General features: G+C 70.4%; 16 protein-coding genes and 1 pseudogene. 10 read left to right on the forward strand and 7 right to left on the reverse strand.

The features are described 5' to 3' along the window. Positions 1 to 3: 3 nt before the first annotated feature. On the reverse strand, positions 4 to 930 hold the full coding sequence (gene galU, locus AB0L06_RS37670; protein WP_500235993.1) for a UTP--glucose-1-phosphate uridylyltransferase GalU: 927 nt from the start codon (positions 928 to 930) through the stop codon (positions 4 to 6). Positions 931 to 948: 18 nt separating this feature from the next. Between galU and AB0L06_RS37675 the strand changes: the two genes are divergently transcribed. The 4 genes and pseudogenes from AB0L06_RS37675 to AB0L06_RS37690 form a co-directional block, all read left to right on the forward strand. Continuing rightward, complete coding sequence (locus AB0L06_RS37675) at positions 949 to 1,554, forward strand: 5-formyltetrahydrofolate cyclo-ligase (RefSeq protein WP_500235994.1); 606 nt, start codon at positions 949 to 951, stop codon at positions 1,552 to 1,554. Positions 1,555 to 1,873: 319 nt separating this feature from the next. Then, positions 1,874 to 2,845 carry an NAD(P)-dependent oxidoreductase gene (locus AB0L06_RS37680; RefSeq protein WP_500235995.1) on the forward strand — a complete coding sequence of 324 codons (972 nt, stop codon included), beginning with the start codon at positions 1,874 to 1,876 and terminating at the stop codon, positions 2,843 to 2,845. A 136-nt stretch (positions 2,846 to 2,981) separates the two neighbouring features. Beyond that, entirely contained in the window at positions 2,982 to 4,472 is a 1,491-nt protein-coding gene (locus tag AB0L06_RS37685; RefSeq protein WP_500235997.1) for a potassium/proton antiporter, read from the forward strand. 176 nt (positions 4,473 to 4,648) lie between these two features. Beyond that, a pseudogene (locus tag AB0L06_RS37690) lies at positions 4,649 to 4,789 on the forward strand (FmdB family zinc ribbon protein); the annotation flags it as partial. A 14-nt stretch (positions 4,790 to 4,803) separates the two neighbouring features. Here AB0L06_RS37690 and AB0L06_RS37695 read toward each other — a convergent pair. Beyond that, entirely contained in the window at positions 4,804 to 4,953 is a 150-nt protein-coding gene (locus tag AB0L06_RS37695) for a hypothetical protein (RefSeq protein WP_500236012.1), read from the reverse strand. Between the two features lie 262 nt (positions 4,954 to 5,215). Here AB0L06_RS37695 and AB0L06_RS37700 point away from each other — a divergent pair, with 262 nt between their 5' ends. The 4 genes from AB0L06_RS37700 (at position 5,216) to AB0L06_RS37715 (ending at position 9,956) form a co-directional block, all read left to right on the forward strand. After that, positions 5,216 to 6,034, forward strand: a complete 819-nt coding sequence (locus AB0L06_RS37700) for an S-methyl-5'-thioadenosine phosphorylase (protein ID WP_500235998.1) — start codon at positions 5,216 to 5,218, stop codon at positions 6,032 to 6,034. Between the two features lie 729 nt (positions 6,035 to 6,763). Continuing rightward, positions 6,764 to 7,561 (forward strand): SAF domain-containing protein, encoded by a 798-nt coding sequence (locus tag AB0L06_RS37705; RefSeq protein WP_500236011.1) that lies wholly within the window; start codon positions 6,764 to 6,766, stop codon positions 7,559 to 7,561. 53 nt (positions 7,562 to 7,614) lie between these two features. Next, positions 7,615 to 8,013, forward strand: coding sequence for a large conductance mechanosensitive channel protein MscL (gene mscL / locus AB0L06_RS37710; protein ID WP_500235999.1), 399 nt, complete (start codon positions 7,615 to 7,617; stop codon positions 8,011 to 8,013). Between the two features lie 737 nt (positions 8,014 to 8,750). After that, entirely contained in the window at positions 8,751 to 9,956 is a 1,206-nt protein-coding gene (locus tag AB0L06_RS37715) for an FAD-dependent oxidoreductase (RefSeq protein ID WP_500236000.1), read from the forward strand. Between the two features lie 174 nt (positions 9,957 to 10,130). On the opposite strand, the gene AB0L06_RS37720 is transcribed toward AB0L06_RS37715, so the two are convergent. The 4 genes from AB0L06_RS37720 to AB0L06_RS37735 form a co-directional block, all read right to left on the reverse strand. Next, entirely contained in the window at positions 10,131 to 11,516 is a 1,386-nt protein-coding gene (locus AB0L06_RS37720) for an amino acid permease (RefSeq protein ID WP_500236001.1), read from the reverse strand. Next, positions 11,513 to 11,941 (reverse strand): acyl-CoA thioesterase, encoded by a 429-nt coding sequence (locus AB0L06_RS37725; protein WP_500236002.1) that lies wholly within the window; start codon positions 11,939 to 11,941, stop codon positions 11,513 to 11,515. The genes AB0L06_RS37720 and AB0L06_RS37725 overlap by 4 nt, the downstream gene beginning before the upstream one ends. Continuing rightward, entirely contained in the window at positions 11,932 to 13,560 is a 1,629-nt protein-coding gene (locus tag AB0L06_RS37730; protein WP_500236003.1) for an AMP-binding protein, read from the reverse strand. Before AB0L06_RS37730 ends, AB0L06_RS37725 begins: the two co-directional genes overlap by 10 nt. A gap of 80 nt (positions 13,561 to 13,640) precedes the next feature. Beyond that, positions 13,641 to 14,447 carry an enoyl-CoA hydratase/isomerase family protein gene (locus AB0L06_RS37735; protein ID WP_500236004.1) on the reverse strand — a complete coding sequence of 269 codons (807 nt, stop codon included), beginning with the start codon at positions 14,445 to 14,447 and terminating at the stop codon, positions 13,641 to 13,643. A gap of 240 nt (positions 14,448 to 14,687) precedes the next feature. Between AB0L06_RS37735 and AB0L06_RS37740 the strand changes: the two genes are divergently transcribed. Beyond that, the gene (locus tag AB0L06_RS37740; RefSeq protein WP_500236005.1) at positions 14,688 to 15,392 is read left to right on the forward strand and encodes a TetR/AcrR family transcriptional regulator; all 705 of its coding nucleotides are present in this window, start codon (positions 14,688 to 14,690) and stop codon (positions 15,390 to 15,392) included. A 47-nt stretch (positions 15,393 to 15,439) separates the two neighbouring features. Here AB0L06_RS37740 and AB0L06_RS37745 read toward each other — a convergent pair whose 3' ends face one another. Then, positions 15,440 to 17,080, reverse strand: coding sequence for an amidohydrolase (locus tag AB0L06_RS37745; protein ID WP_500236006.1), 1,641 nt, complete (start codon positions 17,078 to 17,080; stop codon positions 15,440 to 15,442). Between the two features lie 346 nt (positions 17,081 to 17,426). Between AB0L06_RS37745 and AB0L06_RS37750 the strand changes: the two genes are divergently transcribed. Further along, a partial coding sequence (locus AB0L06_RS37750; RefSeq protein WP_500236007.1) for an AfsR/SARP family transcriptional regulator occupies positions 17,427 to 18,376 on the forward strand: 950 nt, incomplete at its 3' end.

Raw genomic sequence — 18,376 nt, forward strand, 5'->3', positions numbered from 1 at the left:
CCGTCACGCGTCCTGCGCGGCGCCCACGCCGTCCTGCTCGCGCACGAAGCCGCGCAGCCAGGCCATGAACTCGGCGGACAGGTCCTCGCGCTCCGAGGCGAACTGCACGACCGTCTTCAGGTACTCGAGCTTGTTGCCGGAGTCGTAGCGGCGGCCCCGGAACTTCACGCCGTACACGCCTCCGCCTTCGGCGGCGGGCATGTCGGCGAGGGTACGCAGCGCGTCGGTGAGCTGGATCTCTCCCCCGCGCCCGGGCGGGGTCTTCTCCAGGACGTCGAAGACCGCGGGGTCGCAGACGTAGCGTCCGATGACGATCCAGTTGCTCGGAGCCTCTTCGCGCGCGGGCTTCTCGACCAGGTCGGTGATCCGGACGACGTCGTCCTCGTCGGTCGCCTCGATCGCGGCGCAGCCGTAGGCGGAGACCTGGTCGGGCTCGACCTCCATCAGCGCCACGACGCTGCCGCCGTACTGGTTGCGAACCTCGACCATGCGCTTGAGCAGGGGGTCGCGGGCGTCGATCATGTCGTCGCCGAGCAGGACCGCGAACGGCTCCGTCCCGACGTGCTGGCGGGCGCAGAACACGGCGTGGCCGAGGCCGCGAGGCTCGCCCTGCCGGACGTAGTGCATGATCGCGAGGTCGGCGGACTCGCGGACGGCCGCCAGGCGCTCGTCGTCGCCCTTGGCGTTCAGCGCCTCCTCGAGCTCGTACGCGCGATCGAAATGGTCCTCGATGGAACGCTTGTTGCGTCCTGTGACCATCAGCACATCGGTGAGACCCGCGTCCACCGCTTCCTCGACGACGTACTGGATCGCAGGTTTGTCGACGATGGGCAGCATTTCCTTGGGAGTCGCCTTGGTGGCGGGCAAGAATCGGGTCCCGAGCCCTGCCGCCGGAACGACGGCCTTGCGTACAGGTGCGAAGTCGGCCATGTAGAGACCCTAGTCACCGTGAAGGACCAGAGCGTGCACGACATCGGTTCCAAACCCGCGCTGCGGGCTGAACTTTTGGCCAACCGGGCGGAACTGTCCGCCGACGCCCGTTCGACGGCGGGGCGCTCCATTCGGGACACCCTCCTAGGCGTCCCCCAACTGGAGATGGCCGGAACGGTCGCCGCCTACGTCTCCCTAGGCACCGAGCCAGAAACGCATGGGCTGCTCTTCGCCTTGTGGAAGCGCGGCACTTACGTGATCCTCCCCCGGCTGCTCCCGGACGGCGAACTCGACTGGGCCTCCTATGAGGGGCCCGATTCCCTCGTCCCCGGCAGGTTCGGCCTTATGGAGCCCAGTGAGCCCGCACGTGGCGTCGAGGCGATCGCGAGCGCGGACGTCGTCCTCGTACCGGCCCTGGCCGTGGACCGGACCGGTGTCCGCCTCGGCCGTGGGGGCGGTTCCTATGACCGGGCCCTCGCGCGCGTGAGCCCGGCCGTCCTGACCGTGGCGCTGCTCTACGAAGGCGAGCTGGTCGACGCCCTGCCCATGGAGCCGCACGACCAGCGGGTCCGCGCGGCCGTGACCCCGGAGTCGGGGCTTCACCTGCTGGGAGGCGCCGATTAGGGTTGCCCCCGCACACAGGGATCTGTCGGCCGCTTCGAACCGTCACGCTTTCCACCCCGGCGTGACGATCACCTGGAGTGGCCCCGCCCGCGCAGCCGCCGCCCGGTGAGGCCGACGCGCGCACGCGCGAGGCGAACGTCAGATCAACTGCGGCAGGACGGCCGATCGCCTGACCGGTACCGGTCGTCCACATGCGGCTTTGGCCGCAGAGCCGGGGGACCCTGGCAGCGCCGTCCCGGCGGCGGATCCTCGTGCGCACGCGACCGGTCATCGGCGGGAGAAGGATGGCGAGGACGGTATGACGACGACACCTTGGAACGTGCTGGCGCTGGCCCCTCTGGGCGAGGACATCATCAGGGGGCTGTTCGCGCCACTGGGGGATGCAGTCGAGGTCTCGTTCCCGTCCTCGCGCGACCGCGCGGGCGTGCACGCCGCGATCGCCGAGGCTGACATCGTCGTCTCCGACTTCTCCGGCGACCTGACCCTTGACGCCGATGCCGTGGCCGCAGCCCCTCGGCTCGCGTTCGTCCAACTGCCACAAGTCGGTTCGGACAATGTCGACATGCAGGCCCTGACGGAGGCGGGCGTTCCGGTCGCCAACACCGCAGGCGTCAACGCGCGCGCGGTGGCCGAGTGGGCTGTCGGGGCCGCGTTCTCGCTCTGCCGTGGCCTCGCCTGGGCTGACCGAGCCGTCCGGGCCGGCGCCTGGCCCCAGATGGAAACGCTCGTGCGCGGGGGACGCGAGCTCCACACGCAGCGCGTCGGGATCGTCGGATACGGCGCGATCGGGTCGGAAACGGTCCGCCTGTTCTCAGCGCTCGGCTGCCCAGTCTCCTACTGGACACGTCGCCGCCGTCCGGAAGCGCCCGCCACCTACCGTGAGCTGGACGACCTCCTGGCGCACTCCGACATCCTGGTGGTCGCCCTGCCGTTGACGGACGACACCCAGGGCCTGCTGGACGACGCCAAGCTGGCGCTCCTCCCAGCCAACGCCCTGCTGATCAACGTCGCGCGCGGGGGGATCGTCCCGGAGGACAGCCTTCTGGCGGCGCTCGATTCGGGCGCTCTCGCAGGCGCGGCACTCGATGTCTTCGAAGTCGAGCCCCTGCCGGCGGACCACCCCCTGCGCGCGCACGAGAGCGTCCTTCTGTCGCCTCACGCGGCGTGGGCGACCACACAGGCGCAGATCAACAGCGCCGTTGTGATCCAGGACAACGTGAAGGCCGCCATCGAGGGCCGTCCAGTGCGCAACGTCATCAACGGCCTGTCACCCAAGATCGATCGCCGCTGACCCGCCGGAGGGCAGCGGACCGTCCGCACACCTCACCACAAAAGCCCAGGTCACAGGGATTACTGAACGCCCGTTATGCGATTGATGGGTGAACTGCATAGGATCTCTTAACGATCACCTAGGCGAAAGGTGGGATGTGCAGCTCGACCTCTGGCTACTCCTTGGAGCCTCGCTCATACTCTGTGCGATCATCGCCGTGCGATTGTCCACAAGTGCGGGACTCCCGACTCTGCTCGCCTACCTGGGCCTCGGCCTGCTGATCGGCGAATCCGGCTTCGGACTGCGGTTCGACAACGCCGAACTCGCCGAAGTCCTCGGACTCGCGGCCCTGGTGCTCATCCTCGCCGAGGGTGGCATCACCACCGACTGGAAGAAAGTACGCGGCTCGGTGCCCGCCGCGTTGTCGGTGTCGACGATCGGCACGCTGGTCAGCATCGGCATCGTCGCCGTGGCCGCCGCATGGCTGCTGGGCATGGACTGGCGGCTCGCCTTCCTCCTGGCCGCGGTTCTGGCACCGACCGACGCCGCAGCGGTCTTCTCCGTACTGCGGCGATTGCCCCTCCCCTCACGCCTGACGGGCCTCCTGGAGGCCGAGTCCGGTTTCAACGACGCCCCCGTGGTGATCGTCGTGGTGACGCTGAGCGCGGCGAAGGCCGCGAGCGAGGCGCCGAACCTCGTCGAGCTGGCCGGGGTCATGCTCTACGAGCTGGTCGTCGGCGGTCTCATCGGCGTCGCCGTCGGCTGGGCCGGGGTGTACGCCCTGCGCCGGCTGGCGCTCCCCGCGTCCGGCCTCTACCCCATCGCGGTGCTGTCCCTGTCGGTCGGCTCCTACGGCGCGGCGAACCTTCTGCACTCCAGCGGATTCCTGGCGGTCTACGTGAGCGCGCTGGTGCTGGGCAACGCCCGTCTCCCGCACCGTCCCGCCACACGTGGTTTCGCTGAGGGAATCGCCTGGCTGGCCCAGATCGGCCTGTTCGTCATGCTCGGCCTACTGGCGTCCCCCAGCGACCTGCCCGCTCAGATCGTCCCCGCGCTGGTGATCGGTTTCGTCCTGCTCCTCGTGGCGCGCCCGGCGTCGATCCTGATCTCCACGATCGGATTCAAGTTCTCCATGGGGGAGAAGCTGTTCGCCTCGTGGGCGGGCCTGCGCGGAGCGGTCCCGATCGTCCTCGCCACGATCCCCATGGTCAAGGACGTGCCGGGCGCCAGCCGCCTGTTCGCGATCGTGTTCACCATCGTGGTCCTGTTCACCCTTCTCCAGGGGCCGACCCTGCCCCTGGTGGCTCGCTGGTGCGGCCTGAAGGAGGACTCGCGCGCACGCGAGCTGGGCGTCGAAGCAGCTCCCCTCGAGGAGCTCAACGCCGATCTCCTGGAGGTCCGCATCCCGGACGACTCCAGCCTGAACGGTGTCGAGATCTTCGAGCTGCGCCTGCCCCATGGGGCGCAGATCACACTGGTCGTCCGGGACGGCGAGAGCTTCGTCCCCGAACCCACCACCACCCTGCGGGCGCGGGACACCCTCCTGGTCGTGACCACAGCGGAGGTCCGCGAAACCGCGGAACGCCGCCTGCGGGCGGTGAGCCGCCGCGGCAAACTCGCGGGCTGGTTCGGTGAGACGGGCGTTTAGGAGCGAGATGGCCAGGGGCACCCTGACCTGGCCTGATCGCCCCCCGCGCGCGGGCGGGAGGCCGGGCTGGGAACAGATCGGTTGCGAATCCTGTTCACTACATCGGTACCATTAGCAGTCATCTACGGCGAGTGCCAGTCCGGAATACCCCCGGTCTGAGGCGACAAGGAGGGACCGTGCCGACGTATCAGTACGTTTGCACCGAGTGCGGCGAGCCTCTGGAGGTCGTGCAGAAGTTCAGCGATGACGCGCTGACCGAGTGCCCGGCGTGCGGTGGCAAGCTCCGCAAGGTCTTCTCGGCCGCCGGCATCATTTTCAAGGGGTCGGGCTTCTATCGCACCGACAGCCGGGGCGGTTCGTCCTCGACCGTCAGCACCCCGGCCTCCGCCAAGTCGTCCTCGGGGAACGGCTCGTCGGAGAGCTCTTCCTCGACGCCGTCCTCTTCGGACTCGTCGTCCTCGTCCTCGTCTTCGACGAGCACCGGTTCGGCATCGTCCGAAAAGGTCGCCTGACCGCCTGACGGCTCATTCGGCTTTCCGACGGCCGGGGTCTCCCATGCGTGGAGACCCCGGCCGTCGGCGTCTGCACGGGGCCGCGAACGTTCCGTTTGGGCGACTGGCAAATCCCCGCCGAGCAGGGACGACGCCCGTACGCGTATGGGCCGGACCTCGCTTGCCGGCGAGTTATCCACAGTTGGCCGCCGAACTTCAGTGATCTCCGGTGGGCTGACTAGGGTCGGCGGCATGTCCACTACGACTTCCGCGTCCGCCGAGATCGGCGTCATCGGCGGCTCAGGCTTCTACTCGTTCCTCGACGATGTCACCGAGATCGAGATCGAGACCCCGTACGGCCCGCCGAGCGATCCGATCGCCGTCGGCGACCTGGGCGGCCGCCGCGTCGCGTTCGTCCCGCGGCACGGCCGCGACCACCGTTTCCCGCCGCACCGCATCCCCTACCGGGCGAACCTGTGGGCCCTGCGCTCCCTCGGCGTCCGGCAGGTCCTGGCGCCGAGCGCCGTCGGCTCGCTCACCACCGAGCACGGCCCGGGAACCCTCGCCGTCCCCGACCAACTCGTCGACCGGACGTCGGGCCGTCCGCAGACCTTCTACGACGAGGACGCGGCCGTCCACCTCTCGTTCTCCGACCCGTACTGCCCCGCGGGCCGCCACACCGCCCTGTCCGCGGCCCGCACGGCCGGCTGGCCCCCGGTGGACGGCGGCACCCTCGTCGTCATCGAGGGCCCCCGCTTCTCCACCCGCGCCGAGTCCCGGTGGTTCGCCGCCCAGGGCTGGACCCTCGTCGGCATGACCGGCCACCCCGAGGCCATCCTCGCCCGCGAGCTCGCCCTCTGCTACACCCCGCTCTGCCTGGTCACCGACCTCGACGCCGGCATCGAGGAGGGCGAGGGCGTCACGATGAGCGAGGTCCTCCGCGTCTTCACCGAGAACATCGGCCGCCTCCGCCCCCTGGTCGCCGACATCGTCGCCAACCTCCCCGAGGACCGCACCTGCCCCTGCCCGACCGTCCTGGACGGCATGAAGCTCCCCATCACCCTCCCCTGATCGGGGACACCGGACTGCCGCCCATCTGACGATCACCCCGTCACCCGGCCGCGGCCGCTCCCCTCTTCAACCAGGTCTGACGTCAGCGTCCAGCCGCTAACGACATCGTTGTTGCGGCTCGATGCCCCACACCCACATCCCACTCCATATAGCAACAAATCAACTACGGAGAGCGAGTCGACATGGCCTGCAAGGCCCCCGCCCCCTTACGGGCACTGAGTCCGGGCATCTGAAGGCCCGGGCGCCCCAAGGGGGCCTGAGCATCCGAGAGAGCCCGAGTGCCTGAGCGGACTTAGGTCGCACCTGGGGTACACAACCCCCCAAGCCCGGCCAATAACAGACAAGGCATCACATCTGAGGGCCCTGGTCACTGAAGGGCCGTTGTCACCTGAGACGGCCGAGGAGCTCGGTGAGCACCCGTCTCCAGCGGGTGGTCGGAACTGCCGGCGCGGTCTTTCCCTCCCAGCCCGTCCCAGACCGGCGGCCAACAAGCGCCAGCCCTCGCCCTCAAAGTCCAGATCACAGAAAGCGCGAACGACATGCCAGCAGTACCGAGAGTCCAGGGGCCCCGGCAAGAGACGGGCCTGCCTTGGATGCAGAACTCCGCGCAGGCTTTAGCGCGCCTCGGAGGACGGGATGAGTGACGGGTTCGGGCTTCGCCGACGACTCATAGCCGCTCTATTCGCAGCACTCGGAGCCGGGCTCGCCATCTTGGCGGTCCAGCCGCCCATGCCGCAGACGGTGCGGATCGCGGTCGCTGCGCGAGACCTCGCGGCCGGCGCCACTCTCCGGCCGGGCGACATTCGAATCACCGCACTTCCGCCAGCGGTTCGTCCCGACGGCGCCGTTCGGAATCCGCCGGTCGGCCGCGTCCTCGCTGGGGCCGTCCGAAAAGGCGAGGCCCTCACCGACGCCCGCTTCCTCGGGCCAGGTCTTCTGGACGAGCAGCCCCCAGGAACGGTGGCCACGCCCATTCGCGTGGCGGATTCGGCGGCCGTGCGGCTCCTTCATCCGGGCGACCGGGTCGATGTTCTTGCGGCCACGCCTCCAGGAACAGCGTCAGATCCTCCCCCAGTTCCTGACATCCCCGCCCCGACGCCCAGCCCAGACGAGACCAGGACGCCGCGAGCCGGAAAGCCTGCCGTCGCCGCGACCGCCAAACCGGATGTCGACACGCTGGTCGGTCCCGAAAGGGAGCCAACGCAGCCGTTCTTCAGAACGGTGCGGGGGGTTCCGGAAGGGGGGCCAGCGCGATTGCTTGAACGCGGTCCGTGGGTCGGCGAGCGAACAACTGCTGGACAGCGCGTTGGCCTCCGAAGCCTGGGAGGCGGAGGCCGAAGGAGCGGCTTGGTCGACTGGTCTCGGGTCGTGGTCGCCTCGGTGCTCGTTCTCGCAGTACCCCGAGAAGAAAGCGGCCTCGGTGGTGCGGGCCAAGGAGCTCTGGTCGTGCTGGCGACGAGTCGCATGCAGGCCGCCGCCTTGGCGGGGGCCGGAGGGCCGCTGGTGGTGGTGCTTGTGAAGGATTGATCGCTTCAATAAGTTACCTTCTTGCGACTCTCGGCAACGAAGGGCGAATATCCGTGGACGGATTCAAGAAGTTCTTGCTCCGGGGCAACCTGGTCGATCTCGCCGTTGCCGTCGTCATCGGCGCCGCGTTCAGCGCCCTGGTCACCTCCTTCGTGGACTCGTTCATCGGCCCGCTACTGGCTCTGATCGGCGGCCAGCCGGACTTCAGCGACCTCAGTTTCAAGATCAACGGAACGGTGTTCCCCTACGGCAAGTTCCTCACGGCGGGGATCTCCTTCCTGATCATCGCAACGGTGGTCTACTTCTTCGTCGTCCTGCCGATGACGCACCTGCTGCAGCGCGTCACGCGGAAGGAGGAAGCGTCGGAACACCCCTGCCCGCGCTGCCTGAGCGAGATCCCGCTCGAAGCGACCCGCTGCAAGTTCTGCACGTCAGAGGTTCAGCCCGCCTGATCAACTGCGGGACGCCCTCATCGGCGGTTCCCTCCGATCTCCTACTCGGCCCACAGTCTCCGTGCGTCAGCTATCGACGAATGCTTCAGGCGTGCGTCGGTTGGGTCCTGGCCAGCGCGTTCGCCACCGCATTCGAATTCCGCCTGCGCGTCCCCGCGAGGTTGCCCGGGTCTCTCACACCGCCCCGGGCCGGGTCTCTACGCCAGCCTGAGCCGCTCACGCTGGGCCAACTCCCCCAACCCGCTCACACCGGCCCAGCTCCTCGCACCGGTCTGGTCTCTCGCGCTGGCCTGGGGACTCGCGCTGGCCTTGGGGTCTCGCGCTGCCTTGGGGTCTCGCGCTGCCTTGGGTCCATCCTGACCTTGGGGTCCCATCCTGACCCTGGGGTCCCATCCTGACCTCGGGTTCCCCAACTGGCCCGGGGTCTCTCAGACCGGCCCGGGCCTCTCGCGGCTGACCTGGGCCTCTCGCCCTGACCTGGGCCTTTCAGACTGGCCCGGACCTCTCGGGGCTGGCCTGGACCTCTCGGGGCTGGCCTGGGTCTGTTGCCCTGGCCTGGGTCTCTCGGGGCTCGGGCGGGCTGACGGTTCTTGGGCCTCGTGGGCAGCACGTTGGTGGGGGCTGCTCGCGTCGGCATGCCGGAGGTGGACGGGTGGGGCGGGGAGGTTGGTGAGCGGTGGGAGGGGGATTCTGTGGGGGCGTGTCACAAGGGGGAGGGGTTAGTCGTCCTTGATGGCATGACCACCCAGGGTAGGACCATCACCATTGTCGGCGGCGGGCTTGGCGGGCTGACCGCGGCCATCGCGTGTGCTGAGAAGGGGGCTTCCGTTGTTCTCCATGAGGCGCACAAGAAGGTCGGTGGACGTGGACGGGCGACGGCGTCGGCGCTTCATATGGCTCATGACGGGGCGCATGTCTTCTACGCGGACGGGCCTCACTACCAGTGGTTGAAAAAGCGTGGCCTGGTGGCAGGGCTGGGCTGGCCGTCGCCCCTGGCCTTCTCTCGCGTGCGATTCCGTGTGGACGGACGGCTGCGCGCCGCTCCCCCGCCAGGGGTGCTGCGCGCGCAGTCACGCGGATGGTTGAAGGCGCCGGTGGACGAGGATTTCCACAGCTGGGCGTCCGGGAGGTGGGGTGAGGAGACGGCGCGGCGGCTGGCCAGCATGATCGCCGTGACCACGTACGACGCCGACACCGGACGCCTGTCCGCCGCGTTCGTTTGGGACTTGTTCCAGCGCGTTCACGGGCCGCGCGTGCCGGCCGTCCGGTGGGTGAAGGGCGGCTGGCAGAACGTCCTCGACCGGATGGCACGGCGCGCGGCCGAGCTCGGCGTGCGGATCGAGACCGGATCCCGCGTGGACGCCCTGCCCGAGGACGGTCCAGTGATCGTCGCGACGCAGGTGGCGTCTGCGGCCCGGCTGCTAGGTGATGAGAACCTGTCCTGGACGAGCGGACATTGTGCCCTGCTCGACATAGCCGTCCGGGCCGACCGGAGGGACCGCACGATCGTCTTCGACCTGGACGAGGGCGCCTTCCACGAGTGCTACACCATGCAGGACGACTCGATCGCGCCACGCGGTGAGTCCCTGTTCCAGCTGCAGGTGCCCGTCCACCGGGATGAGCGGCGTCAGGAGGCGCATGGGCGGCTGCGCGCGTTCGCCGATCAGGTCCTGCCGGGGTGGGGCGATCGGGTGACGTTCGAGCGGACCGCGATCGCGAAGGGACGCACCGGGGCGCTCGACCTGCCCGGTCAGACCTGGCGGGACCGTCCGTCCATCGACCGTGGGGACGGGGTCTACCTGGTCGGGGACATGGTGGCGGCGCCGGGGATGCGCGGCGAGATCTCCATCAACAGCGCCATCGCCGCCGCTCGCCTGGCCACGACCTACGGGACTGCCAAGCCTGCCAGGACCCGGCAGGCGACCATCCGGGCAAACCGCTGACGAGCGAACGCGGCGGGCGAACCGAAAGGCTCGTCCGCTACGTCCGCTACGTCCACTACGTCCGGAAGGCGTTCGACATCGGGATCACCGACGAGGACCCCCACGACCGCCGGCGCCGCACCGGCTGAGCGACTCTCCGGCAGGGAAAGCACTCGGCCGGGGCGGGCTGGGTTGTCAGCGGCGGGATTGGCGGATTATGCCTGCGATGACCGCGATGGCAGCTACCGAGAGGGTGAGGATCAGGGAGCGGCGGGTGTCGGAGTGGGTGGCCAGGAAGATCAGCATTGCGCCCAGCACCACCACGACCAGCCATGTGAGGTAGGGGTGTGCCCACATGCGGACGGTCGGGACGAAGCCCTCGCGGTCGGCGCGGGCGCGTGCGCGGAGCTGGGTGACGGCGATCGTCAGGTAGAGCAGGACGATCACCGAGCCGCTGGAGTTCACCAGGAAGTCGAACACGGCGGTGGTGCTGACGAAGTAGTTGGCGCAGACCGTGACGAATCCGGCGATGGACGCCAGCAGGACGCCCGCCACCGGCACGCCCTGGCGGTTGGTGCGGCCGAGGATGCGGGGCGCCTCGCCGTTCGCGGCCAGGGCGAACATCATCCGGGACGAGGTGTAGATGCCCGAGTTCAGGCAGGACAGGACGGCGACGAGGACGATCACGTCCATGGCCGTCCCGGCGTGCGGGAGGCCGAGGGTGTCGAGCACCGCCGCGTACGGGCTGGTGGTGACGCTCGCCGAGTCGTGCGGGAGCAGCGTCACGATCACCGCGACCGAGCCGATGTAGAAGATCAGGATCCGGGTCACCGTGGACCGGACGGCCTTGCGCACCGCCTCGGCCGGGCGGACCGCCTCTCCGGCCGCGATCGTGACGACCTCGGCGCCGTTCAGCGCGAACATCACCACGAGCGCCGCGGGCACGACGGCGTACCAGCCGTGCGGCGCGAACCCGCCGTGGTGCACCAGGTTGCTCGTGCCCGGCGCGTCCACGCCCGGCATGAGGCCCGCGATGGCGAGCACGCCCAGCACGATGAACAGGACGATCGCGATGACCTTGATGAGCGCGAACCAGAATTCGGACTCGCCGTAGGCGCGCACCGCGACCAGGTTCGCGCCGGTCAGGACGACCATGAACAGCAGTGCCGCGGACCATCCGGGCACGTCGGGCAGCATCTTGTGGACCAGGCCGCCGCCGACGACGGCCTCGACGCCGACGGTCACCGACCAGGAGTAGGCGTACATCCAGCCGATCGCGAGGCCGGCCCAGCTGCCGAGCTCGCGGGAGGCGTAGGCGGCGAACGAGCCGGTCGCGGGGGTGGTCACCGACAGTTCGGCGAGCATCCGCATCACCAGCACGACCAGCAGGCCGGACGCGGCGTAGGAGACCAGCGCGGCCGGTCCGGCGGACTTGATCACGCTGCCGCTGCCGACGAACAGGCCGGCGCCGATGACGCCGCCGATCGCGATCATGCTCATCTGGCGGTCCGCGAGGGCCGGCTTCAGCGCCGGGTCGTCCTGCGGGGCCGCGGTCTCGGTTCGGGTTTCGGGAATGGTCACGGCGCCTCCAGGGGGGCGAGGTCGCGCATTCGCGGGGTCCAGGGGGTGGGGCGGCCGGCCGGATCGATCTTCACGATCGTCCGGGTTCCGGTCGCGCTGGGCGCCGCACCCGGCTCGGTGCGGCAGGCGAACGCCCACTCGGCGCTGGTGCGGCCGAGGCGGCGCAGGGTGAGTTCGACGAGCAGCGGTCCCGGGCGGGACACGGGCGCGGCGAACTCGATCGTGAACGCGGCGACGGCGTAGCGCAGGTCGTCGTCGCGGTCGAGGGTGGCGGTGGTGTCGAATCCGGCTCGGGCGAACAGCGCGGTCGTGGCGCGTTCCACGTGCAGCGCGAAGCGCGCGTTGTGCAGGTGGCCGTTCACGTCGAACTCGTCGAAGTGGACCGTCGTGGGGATCTCCCACGTGGGCGGGGACGTCACGTCCATGCGCCGGACGTTCCGTCGTAGGTGGGGCTGGTCGAGAGCAGGTTTCGGACGGCCGCCTTGGAGACGCGTTCGGACGCCGTGCGCGGAAGTTCGTCCATGTATGTCCAGTAGCGCGGGACCTTGAAGTAGGCGAGCTGGGCACGCCCGTGGGCGATCAGCTCGTCCGGCGGAACGGTGTCCGCGCCGCCCTCGACGACGACGACCGCGTGCACCTCCTCGCCGCGCAGCTCGTCCGGCTCGGGCAGGACGGCGGCCAGCGTGACCCGCGGATGCAGTTGCAGGACGGTCTCGACCTCCTGCGCGGAGACGTTCTCGCCGCTGCGGCGGATCATGTCCTTGGTGCGCCCGACGTAGTAGACGCGGCCCTCATCGTCCATCCGGGCCAGGTCACCGGTGTGGAACCAGCCGCCGGCGAACGCGCGCGCGGTGGCGTCGGGGTCGCGGAAGTAGCCGTGCATCATGCCGGTCCCGCGCAGGACCAGCTCACCGGTCCCACCGCGCGGCACGGGCGTCGCGCCGTCCGGTCCGACGATCATCGCCTCGCGGCCGGGGACGGGACGGCCGAGGCATCCGGTGCCGACGGTCGCGTCGTGGTCCTCCGGGCCGAGCCGGATGTCGCTGCCGGTTTCGGTCATCCCAAATGCCTCGAACCAGGGGACGCCCCAGCGCTCCTCCAGCGCGGCGTGCAGCGCGGGCGGGATCGCGGACGCGCAGATCGCCCGGACCCGGTGGTTCCGGTCGTCCGGCGACGGCGGCATGTCGAGCAGCAGTCTCGGCATGAGGCCGAGGCAGTAGAACCAGGTCACGCCGTGTTCGCGCACCTTGTCCCAGAACGTCGTGGGGTGGAACCGGTCGAGCACGACCAGCGACGCCCCCGCCATCAGCCCGACGGCGACGTTCCACTGCGGGTCCATGTAGTGGAACGGCTGCGCGGTGAGGATGACGTCGTCCTCGCCCAGGTTCGGCCACCCGTCGACGAGCCCGGCGGCCAGGCTCGTCCAGTAGCGGTGCGGCAGCACGCATCCCTTAGGTGCGCCCGTCGTGCCGGACGTGTACTGGACGTTCGCCACACTCTCCGCAACCGAAACCGGCTCTGGGGACGGCAGGCTGTAGAGGACGGTCCCCTCAGGAAGCGCGCCGTTGGGCGGCACACCGTGCGGAAGCGCGTTGACCGGACGGTCACCCTCCGGAGGCGGGGGCGCGATGCGATCGAGGTCGATCACGTGGACGAGGTCGGTCGCGGACCGGATCTCCTCGATCAGCGGGACGAACTCGCCGGTCGTGAGGATCACGCGGCAGCCCGCGTGCGCGATCACGTGCGTCGCGTCGTACTGCCGGTAGCCCGTGTTGACCGGGACCATCGCGGCGCCGGCCTTCGCCGCCGCGAGCCAGCTCAACGGGAACTCGGGCCGGTTGCGGACCATCACGCCGACCCGGTCGCCCGGCCTCACGCCGTGCCCGGTGAGCAGCGCGGCGAGCGCGTCCGTCCGGCGGTCGACCTCGGCGAACGTCAGCCGCTCGCCCGTCTCGTCGAACGTCCAGGCGACCCGCTCCGGCCACAGCGCCGCGGCCCGCCGGACCAGCCCGTCCAGGGTCTCCACCCGCGCCCCGGCCGACACTTTCTCCGCCTTGGCCTGCGGAAACACATCCGAGGCGGATGGGGCCGCCTGTGGAGCCAGGGGGTCGGGAGAGGCGGGCATCAAGCGTTCCTCGCCCGGCTGCCGCGCAGGGCGGCGCGCGCGGACTCCTCGTCGGCGATCGCGGCGTCGGTGACCAGGGCGTGCGCGATCTCCAGGGCGAGCGCGCTCTGGAGCGTCCCGTCGGTGCCCTCGTCCAGCGCGGCCTTGGCGAGGGACGTCGACAGCGCCGGCTGGGACGCGAGGCGGCGGGCCCATTCGAGGGCGGCGTCGAGCTGGGCGCCCGCCGGGACGACCCGGTTGACCAGGCCGATCCGCTCGGCCTCACGCGCGGGGACGGGCTCGCCCAGCATCACCAGTTCCTTGGCCTTCGCCGGGCCGACCAGCGCGGGCAGCAGGCGGCTGACCCCGCCGGTGACGCTCAGCCCGATCCCGACCTCGGGGAAGCGGAACACCGTGTCCTCTGCGGCGACGACCAGGTCGCAGCCGAGCGCGAACTCCGCGCCGGCGCCGACCGCGTGGCCGTGGACGGCCGCGATCACCGGGACGGGCAGGGCGCGGATCCGGCGGGTGACCTCCTGGAGCCGGTCGAGGCGCTCGACCAGCGGGGTCGGCTGCTCGCGCGGCTCCTTCAGGTCGTGTCCGGCGCAGAAGGCGCGGCCGTTCCCGGTGAGGACCACCGCGCCGATCTCCGTCCCGGCGGCCTCCGCGCAGCGGGCGAGCGCGTCGAGCAGGCCGTCCACCAGTTCGGGGTTGACCGCGTTCAGCCGGTGCGGGCGGTCGAGGCGGACGACGGCCACCGCGCCGTCGAAGGTCACCTCCACCGGCCGCGTACCGGACGCGGCGAGAGGGTCTTTCACCTGGGCCATCCTGCCTCCATCGTCGCGATGCCCTATCCTCGATCGATCGATCGATTGGGCTGGACGCTAAACCGGGTGCGGCCGCTCCGTCAAGAGTCCGAACGAGGCCGCACGACCCGCCTATACGCTGGGAACCCGCGGCCCGGACACCGTCCGGAACGCCTCGGGGCGGCCGGAACCCGTCCCGTCCCCGCCCCGCGAAGCCCGGGCCGGGGCCCGATCCGGCGGAACAGAAAGCGACGGCATTCCATGGCACGAGCGAGCGTCCCGAGGACGCGCGGGAGCGGGGCCGCGGCCGGCGGCACCGAGGAGCAGATCCGGCGCGCGGCGGTGCATCTGTTCGCCACCCGGGGGTTCCACGCGACCGGGATCCGCCAGCTCGCCAAGGCCGTCGGCATCAACTCCTCGACGCTGTACCACTACATGGGCACCAAGGAGGAGCTGCTCTTCGCGATCACGCAGGACAGCTCGCGCCGCCTCATCGACGCCGCCGGCCGCCTCTCCCCCGACCTGAATCCGCAGGCCCGCCTGTGCGGCCTGGTCTACCTGCACGTCTGGTCGCACGCCACGCATCCCGAGGAGACCGCGGTCGTCGACAACGAGCTGCGCAGCCTGGACGGCGACCGGCTCGACCGGGCCGTCGAGCTCCGCGACCGCTACGAGAAGTTCTGGGCGGACACGATCGCGGACGGATGCGCGTCCGGAACCTTCGCCGTCCAGGACCAGCGCATCGCCCGGATCGCGCTCCTCCAGATGTGCTCGGGCGTGGCGGGCTGGTACTCGACGTCCGGGGAGATGTCGCTGCGCGACCTCACCACCACCTACGCGCAGATGGCGCTGAGCCTGCTGTCCTGCAGCCGTGACCATCGAACGATCGAGCGACTCCTGGACGACCTCGACCTCCAGCCCGCCGTGGCCGCCGCCTGGCCGGAGACCACCCCGTCCGTCCGCTGAGCCGGACCGTCCATGCGCTGAACCAGCCCGTTCGCTGAGCTCGTGGGTCAGACGTCGAAGGTGATGCCGGGCGCCCGGTAGGCGAACTCGCCGTCCACCATGGTCGCGAGCACGCGGACGTCCTTGATCCGCGCGGGGTCGACGGCGGTCAGGTCGTTGTCGAGAACGGCCAGGTCGGCGAGGCGGCCGGGCGTGATCGTCCCCATGTCGCGCTCGTCGAATCCGGCGTACGCCGAACCCGCCGTGTAGGACGCGAGGGCCTCGATCGGGCTGACCGCCTCGCCGGGGGCGAGCGGTTCGCCGCTCTGCGTCCGGCGGTTGACCATGTCGTGGATGCCGAGCAGCGGGTTGCCCCGGACGACCGGACGGTCCGAACTGCCCGGAACGACCAGTCCCGCGTCCAGGAACGACCGCTGCCGGTAGCACCACGGTTCCCGCGACTCGCCCAGCGCCGCCCGCATCCCGTCGCCGATCTGCCCGACGAACGTCGCCTGCGGCACCGGCACGACGCCGAGCTCGGCCAGCCGTTCGACCTGGTCAGGACGGGTGACGGCGCAGTGCTCGATGCGGTGCCGCGTGTCCGGGCGCGGCTGGGCGGCCTGCGCCTCGGCATACGCGTCCAGGACGATATCGATCGCTCGATCGCCGATCGCGTGGGTCGCGACCTGCCATCCGCCGGCGTGCGCCCGCAGGATCCGCTCGCGCAGCGCCTCGGCGTCCATCTGCAGGTAGCCGCTGTTGCCCGCCTCGCCCTCGAAGTCGCAGCACATCGCCGCCGTCTTCCCGATCAGCGACCCGTCCGCGAAGATCTTCATGGCCCCGAGGCGCAGCCACGCGTCCCCGAACCCGGTGCGGAACCCCAGGTCGAGACCGTTCGCCGGGGCCAGCCCCGGCTCCCGCTCGAGTTCCCGCGCCGAGTCGGACGCCACCATCAGCCGCACCCGGACACCGAGCAGCCCGCGTTCCCGGGCGACCTGGTACGCGGCGCCCTCGACCGGCGAGTGCCCGATCCAGCCGCGCCCGATCCCGGCTTCGGTGCAGGTCGTGATGCCTTCACTCAGGTACTGCCCGCTCGCCGCCCCGATCGCCTGGACGATCTGCTCCTCCGGGAACGGGTACCGCAACCTGCGCAGCAGCATCTGCGCCTGCTCCTCGAGCAGGCCGTTCGGCCGGCCGTCCGGATCGGTCGCGACCTTGCCGCCCTCCGGAACCGTCGCCCCGTCCAGCGCCGCCGACAACGCCCGCGAGTTGGCGACCGACATGTGCGCCGACGTGTGCCGCAGCCACACCGGATGATCGGGCGCGACGGCGTCCAGCCCGTCCCGGTGCGGATGCCCGCCGATCTTGTTCTGGTCGTACCCGGACCCGATGATCCACGTCCCGGCCGGCTGCGTCCGGGCCCGTTCGGCGACCGCCGCGTACACGTCCTCGACCGTCCGCATCGGCGGGCTCGCGAGGTCGATCTCCGTCCGGGACATCCCGAAGAGCGTCATGTGGTTGTGCGCGTCGTTGAAGCCGGGGACCACGCACGCCCCGTCCAGGGAGACCACCCGCCGGGCAACGACCCCGTCGAGTTCCTCGTCCACCCCGACGATCCGCCCCTGATGCACGCCGATCCGCCGCACCACGGGCCGCCCCGGATCCACGCTCAGCCCGACCAGATCCGTCAGAACCGCATCGATACGCACCTGAAACTCCAATCGATCGATCGATTGATCGGATGCTACGCACTCCACCCCGCGGCCGTCACGCGCGGCGGCCTGCGCGGCCGGGGTCGTCCCCCCCCGGTACGAACTACCCACGAACGTCCGACGGCGACGCGCACACCGCGTTCTCCGCCGCGGACAGCGCTCGTGGCAGGGGCGGCCGCCGTCACACCTCATCGGTTGCCCAAATCCCGCGCCGAATTTGTACGTGATCACCAAGGAACGTGATCTTGAGGGACCTTCCCCCGCCGTCGCCTTGACGGGACGGATGGCCAGAGCGATCTTGACGGAGGCGGATGCACACCACGTCGCGGACGGGAGTGGGCGGATGGGCGAGGAGGAGCGGCTGCGGATTCTCCTTCTTGGACCGATCGAGGCGTGGCGCGGCGGGGACCGGCTGCAGCTCGGCGGGGTCAAGCAGCGGACACTTCTGGCCGGACTGGCCTTACGTGCGGGCAGACCGGTCTCGTCCGACCGGATCATCACCTGGCTCTGGGGTGAGGAGCCTCCGACGACCGCCGTCCAGCAACTCCACAAGCAGATCTCGCAACTTCGCGCACTGCTCGGTCCAGGCGTGATCGAGCGGCACGCGCAGGGCTACGCCCTCCATGTCGAACGGGATCAGATCGACCTGACCGGGATGGAGGCCGCGAGCAAGGCCGCCCGAGTCCACCTGGCCGAAGGGCGGTTCCAGGAGGCGGCCGAACGGTTCCGTGCGGCGTTGTGGGCCTGGCGGGGGCGGTCGATCTCGGACGCGGCTCCGGGGCTGAGCGGCGACGGGCACTTCCTGGAGGAGCGGAGGCTGGCCGCGGCGCTCGAGTGGGCCGACGCCGAATCGAGGTTCGACGAAAGCGCCGAACTGGTGGCCGGGCTGCGGATCCTCGTGGCCGAGCACCCCTACCAGGAGCGGCTCTGGGCACAGCTGATCCTCGCTCTCCATCGCGCCGGGCGGGTCGCGGACGCGTTGTGCTCCTACGAGGAGTGCCGTGCCGTCCTCGCGGACGGCCTGGGCCTGGATCCGGGGGTTGAGCTGCGCAGACTCCAGCAGACCATCCTGGAGGGCGACCAGGGTCTCGAGGTTGCGCCGTCCGTGCCCGTTCTGAGGCCGGCTCCGAGGCCTGAGCCAGCACCGGAGCCAACGCCAGTGCCAGAGCCGGACCCAGGACCGGAGCCAGAGTCGGCAGTGCCGCGGCCGGTGAATCTTCCGGCGGCGATCGGTGATTTCGGCGGTCGGGAGGCGCAGGTGGAGTGGGTTCGGGTGCGGTTGGCTCGCGGCGC

The organism is Spirillospora sp. NPDC052269, assembly GCF_040679435.1.
In the GTDB taxonomy this organism is placed as follows: domain Bacteria; phylum Actinomycetota; class Actinomycetes; order Streptosporangiales; family Streptosporangiaceae; genus Spirillospora.

What these genes read in the sequence shown, in the direction of transcription:
- galU (WP_500235993.1), bottom strand. Translation starts at nt 930, where the DNA reads ATGGCCGACTTCGCACCTGTACGCAAGGCCGTCGTTCCGGCGGCAGGG.
- AB0L06_RS37700 (WP_500235998.1), top strand. Translation starts at nt 5,216, where the DNA reads ATGTCCACTACGACTTCCGCGTCCGCCGAGATCGGCGTCATCGGCGGC.
- AB0L06_RS37705 (WP_500236011.1), top strand. Translation starts at nt 6,764, where the DNA reads ATGCCGCAGACGGTGCGGATCGCGGTCGCTGCGCGAGACCTCGCGGCC.
- AB0L06_RS37715 (WP_500236000.1), top strand. Translation starts at nt 8,751, where the DNA reads ATGACCACCCAGGGTAGGACCATCACCATTGTCGGCGGCGGGCTTGGC.
- AB0L06_RS37725 (WP_500236002.1), bottom strand. Translation starts at nt 11,941, where the DNA reads ATGGACGTGACGTCCCCGCCCACGTGGGAGATCCCCACGACGGTCCAC.
- AB0L06_RS37735 (WP_500236004.1), bottom strand. Translation starts at nt 14,447, where the DNA reads ATGGCCCAGGTGAAAGACCCTCTCGCCGCGTCCGGTACGCGGCCGGTG.
- AB0L06_RS37740 (WP_500236005.1), top strand. Translation starts at nt 14,688, where the DNA reads ATGGCACGAGCGAGCGTCCCGAGGACGCGCGGGAGCGGGGCCGCGGCC.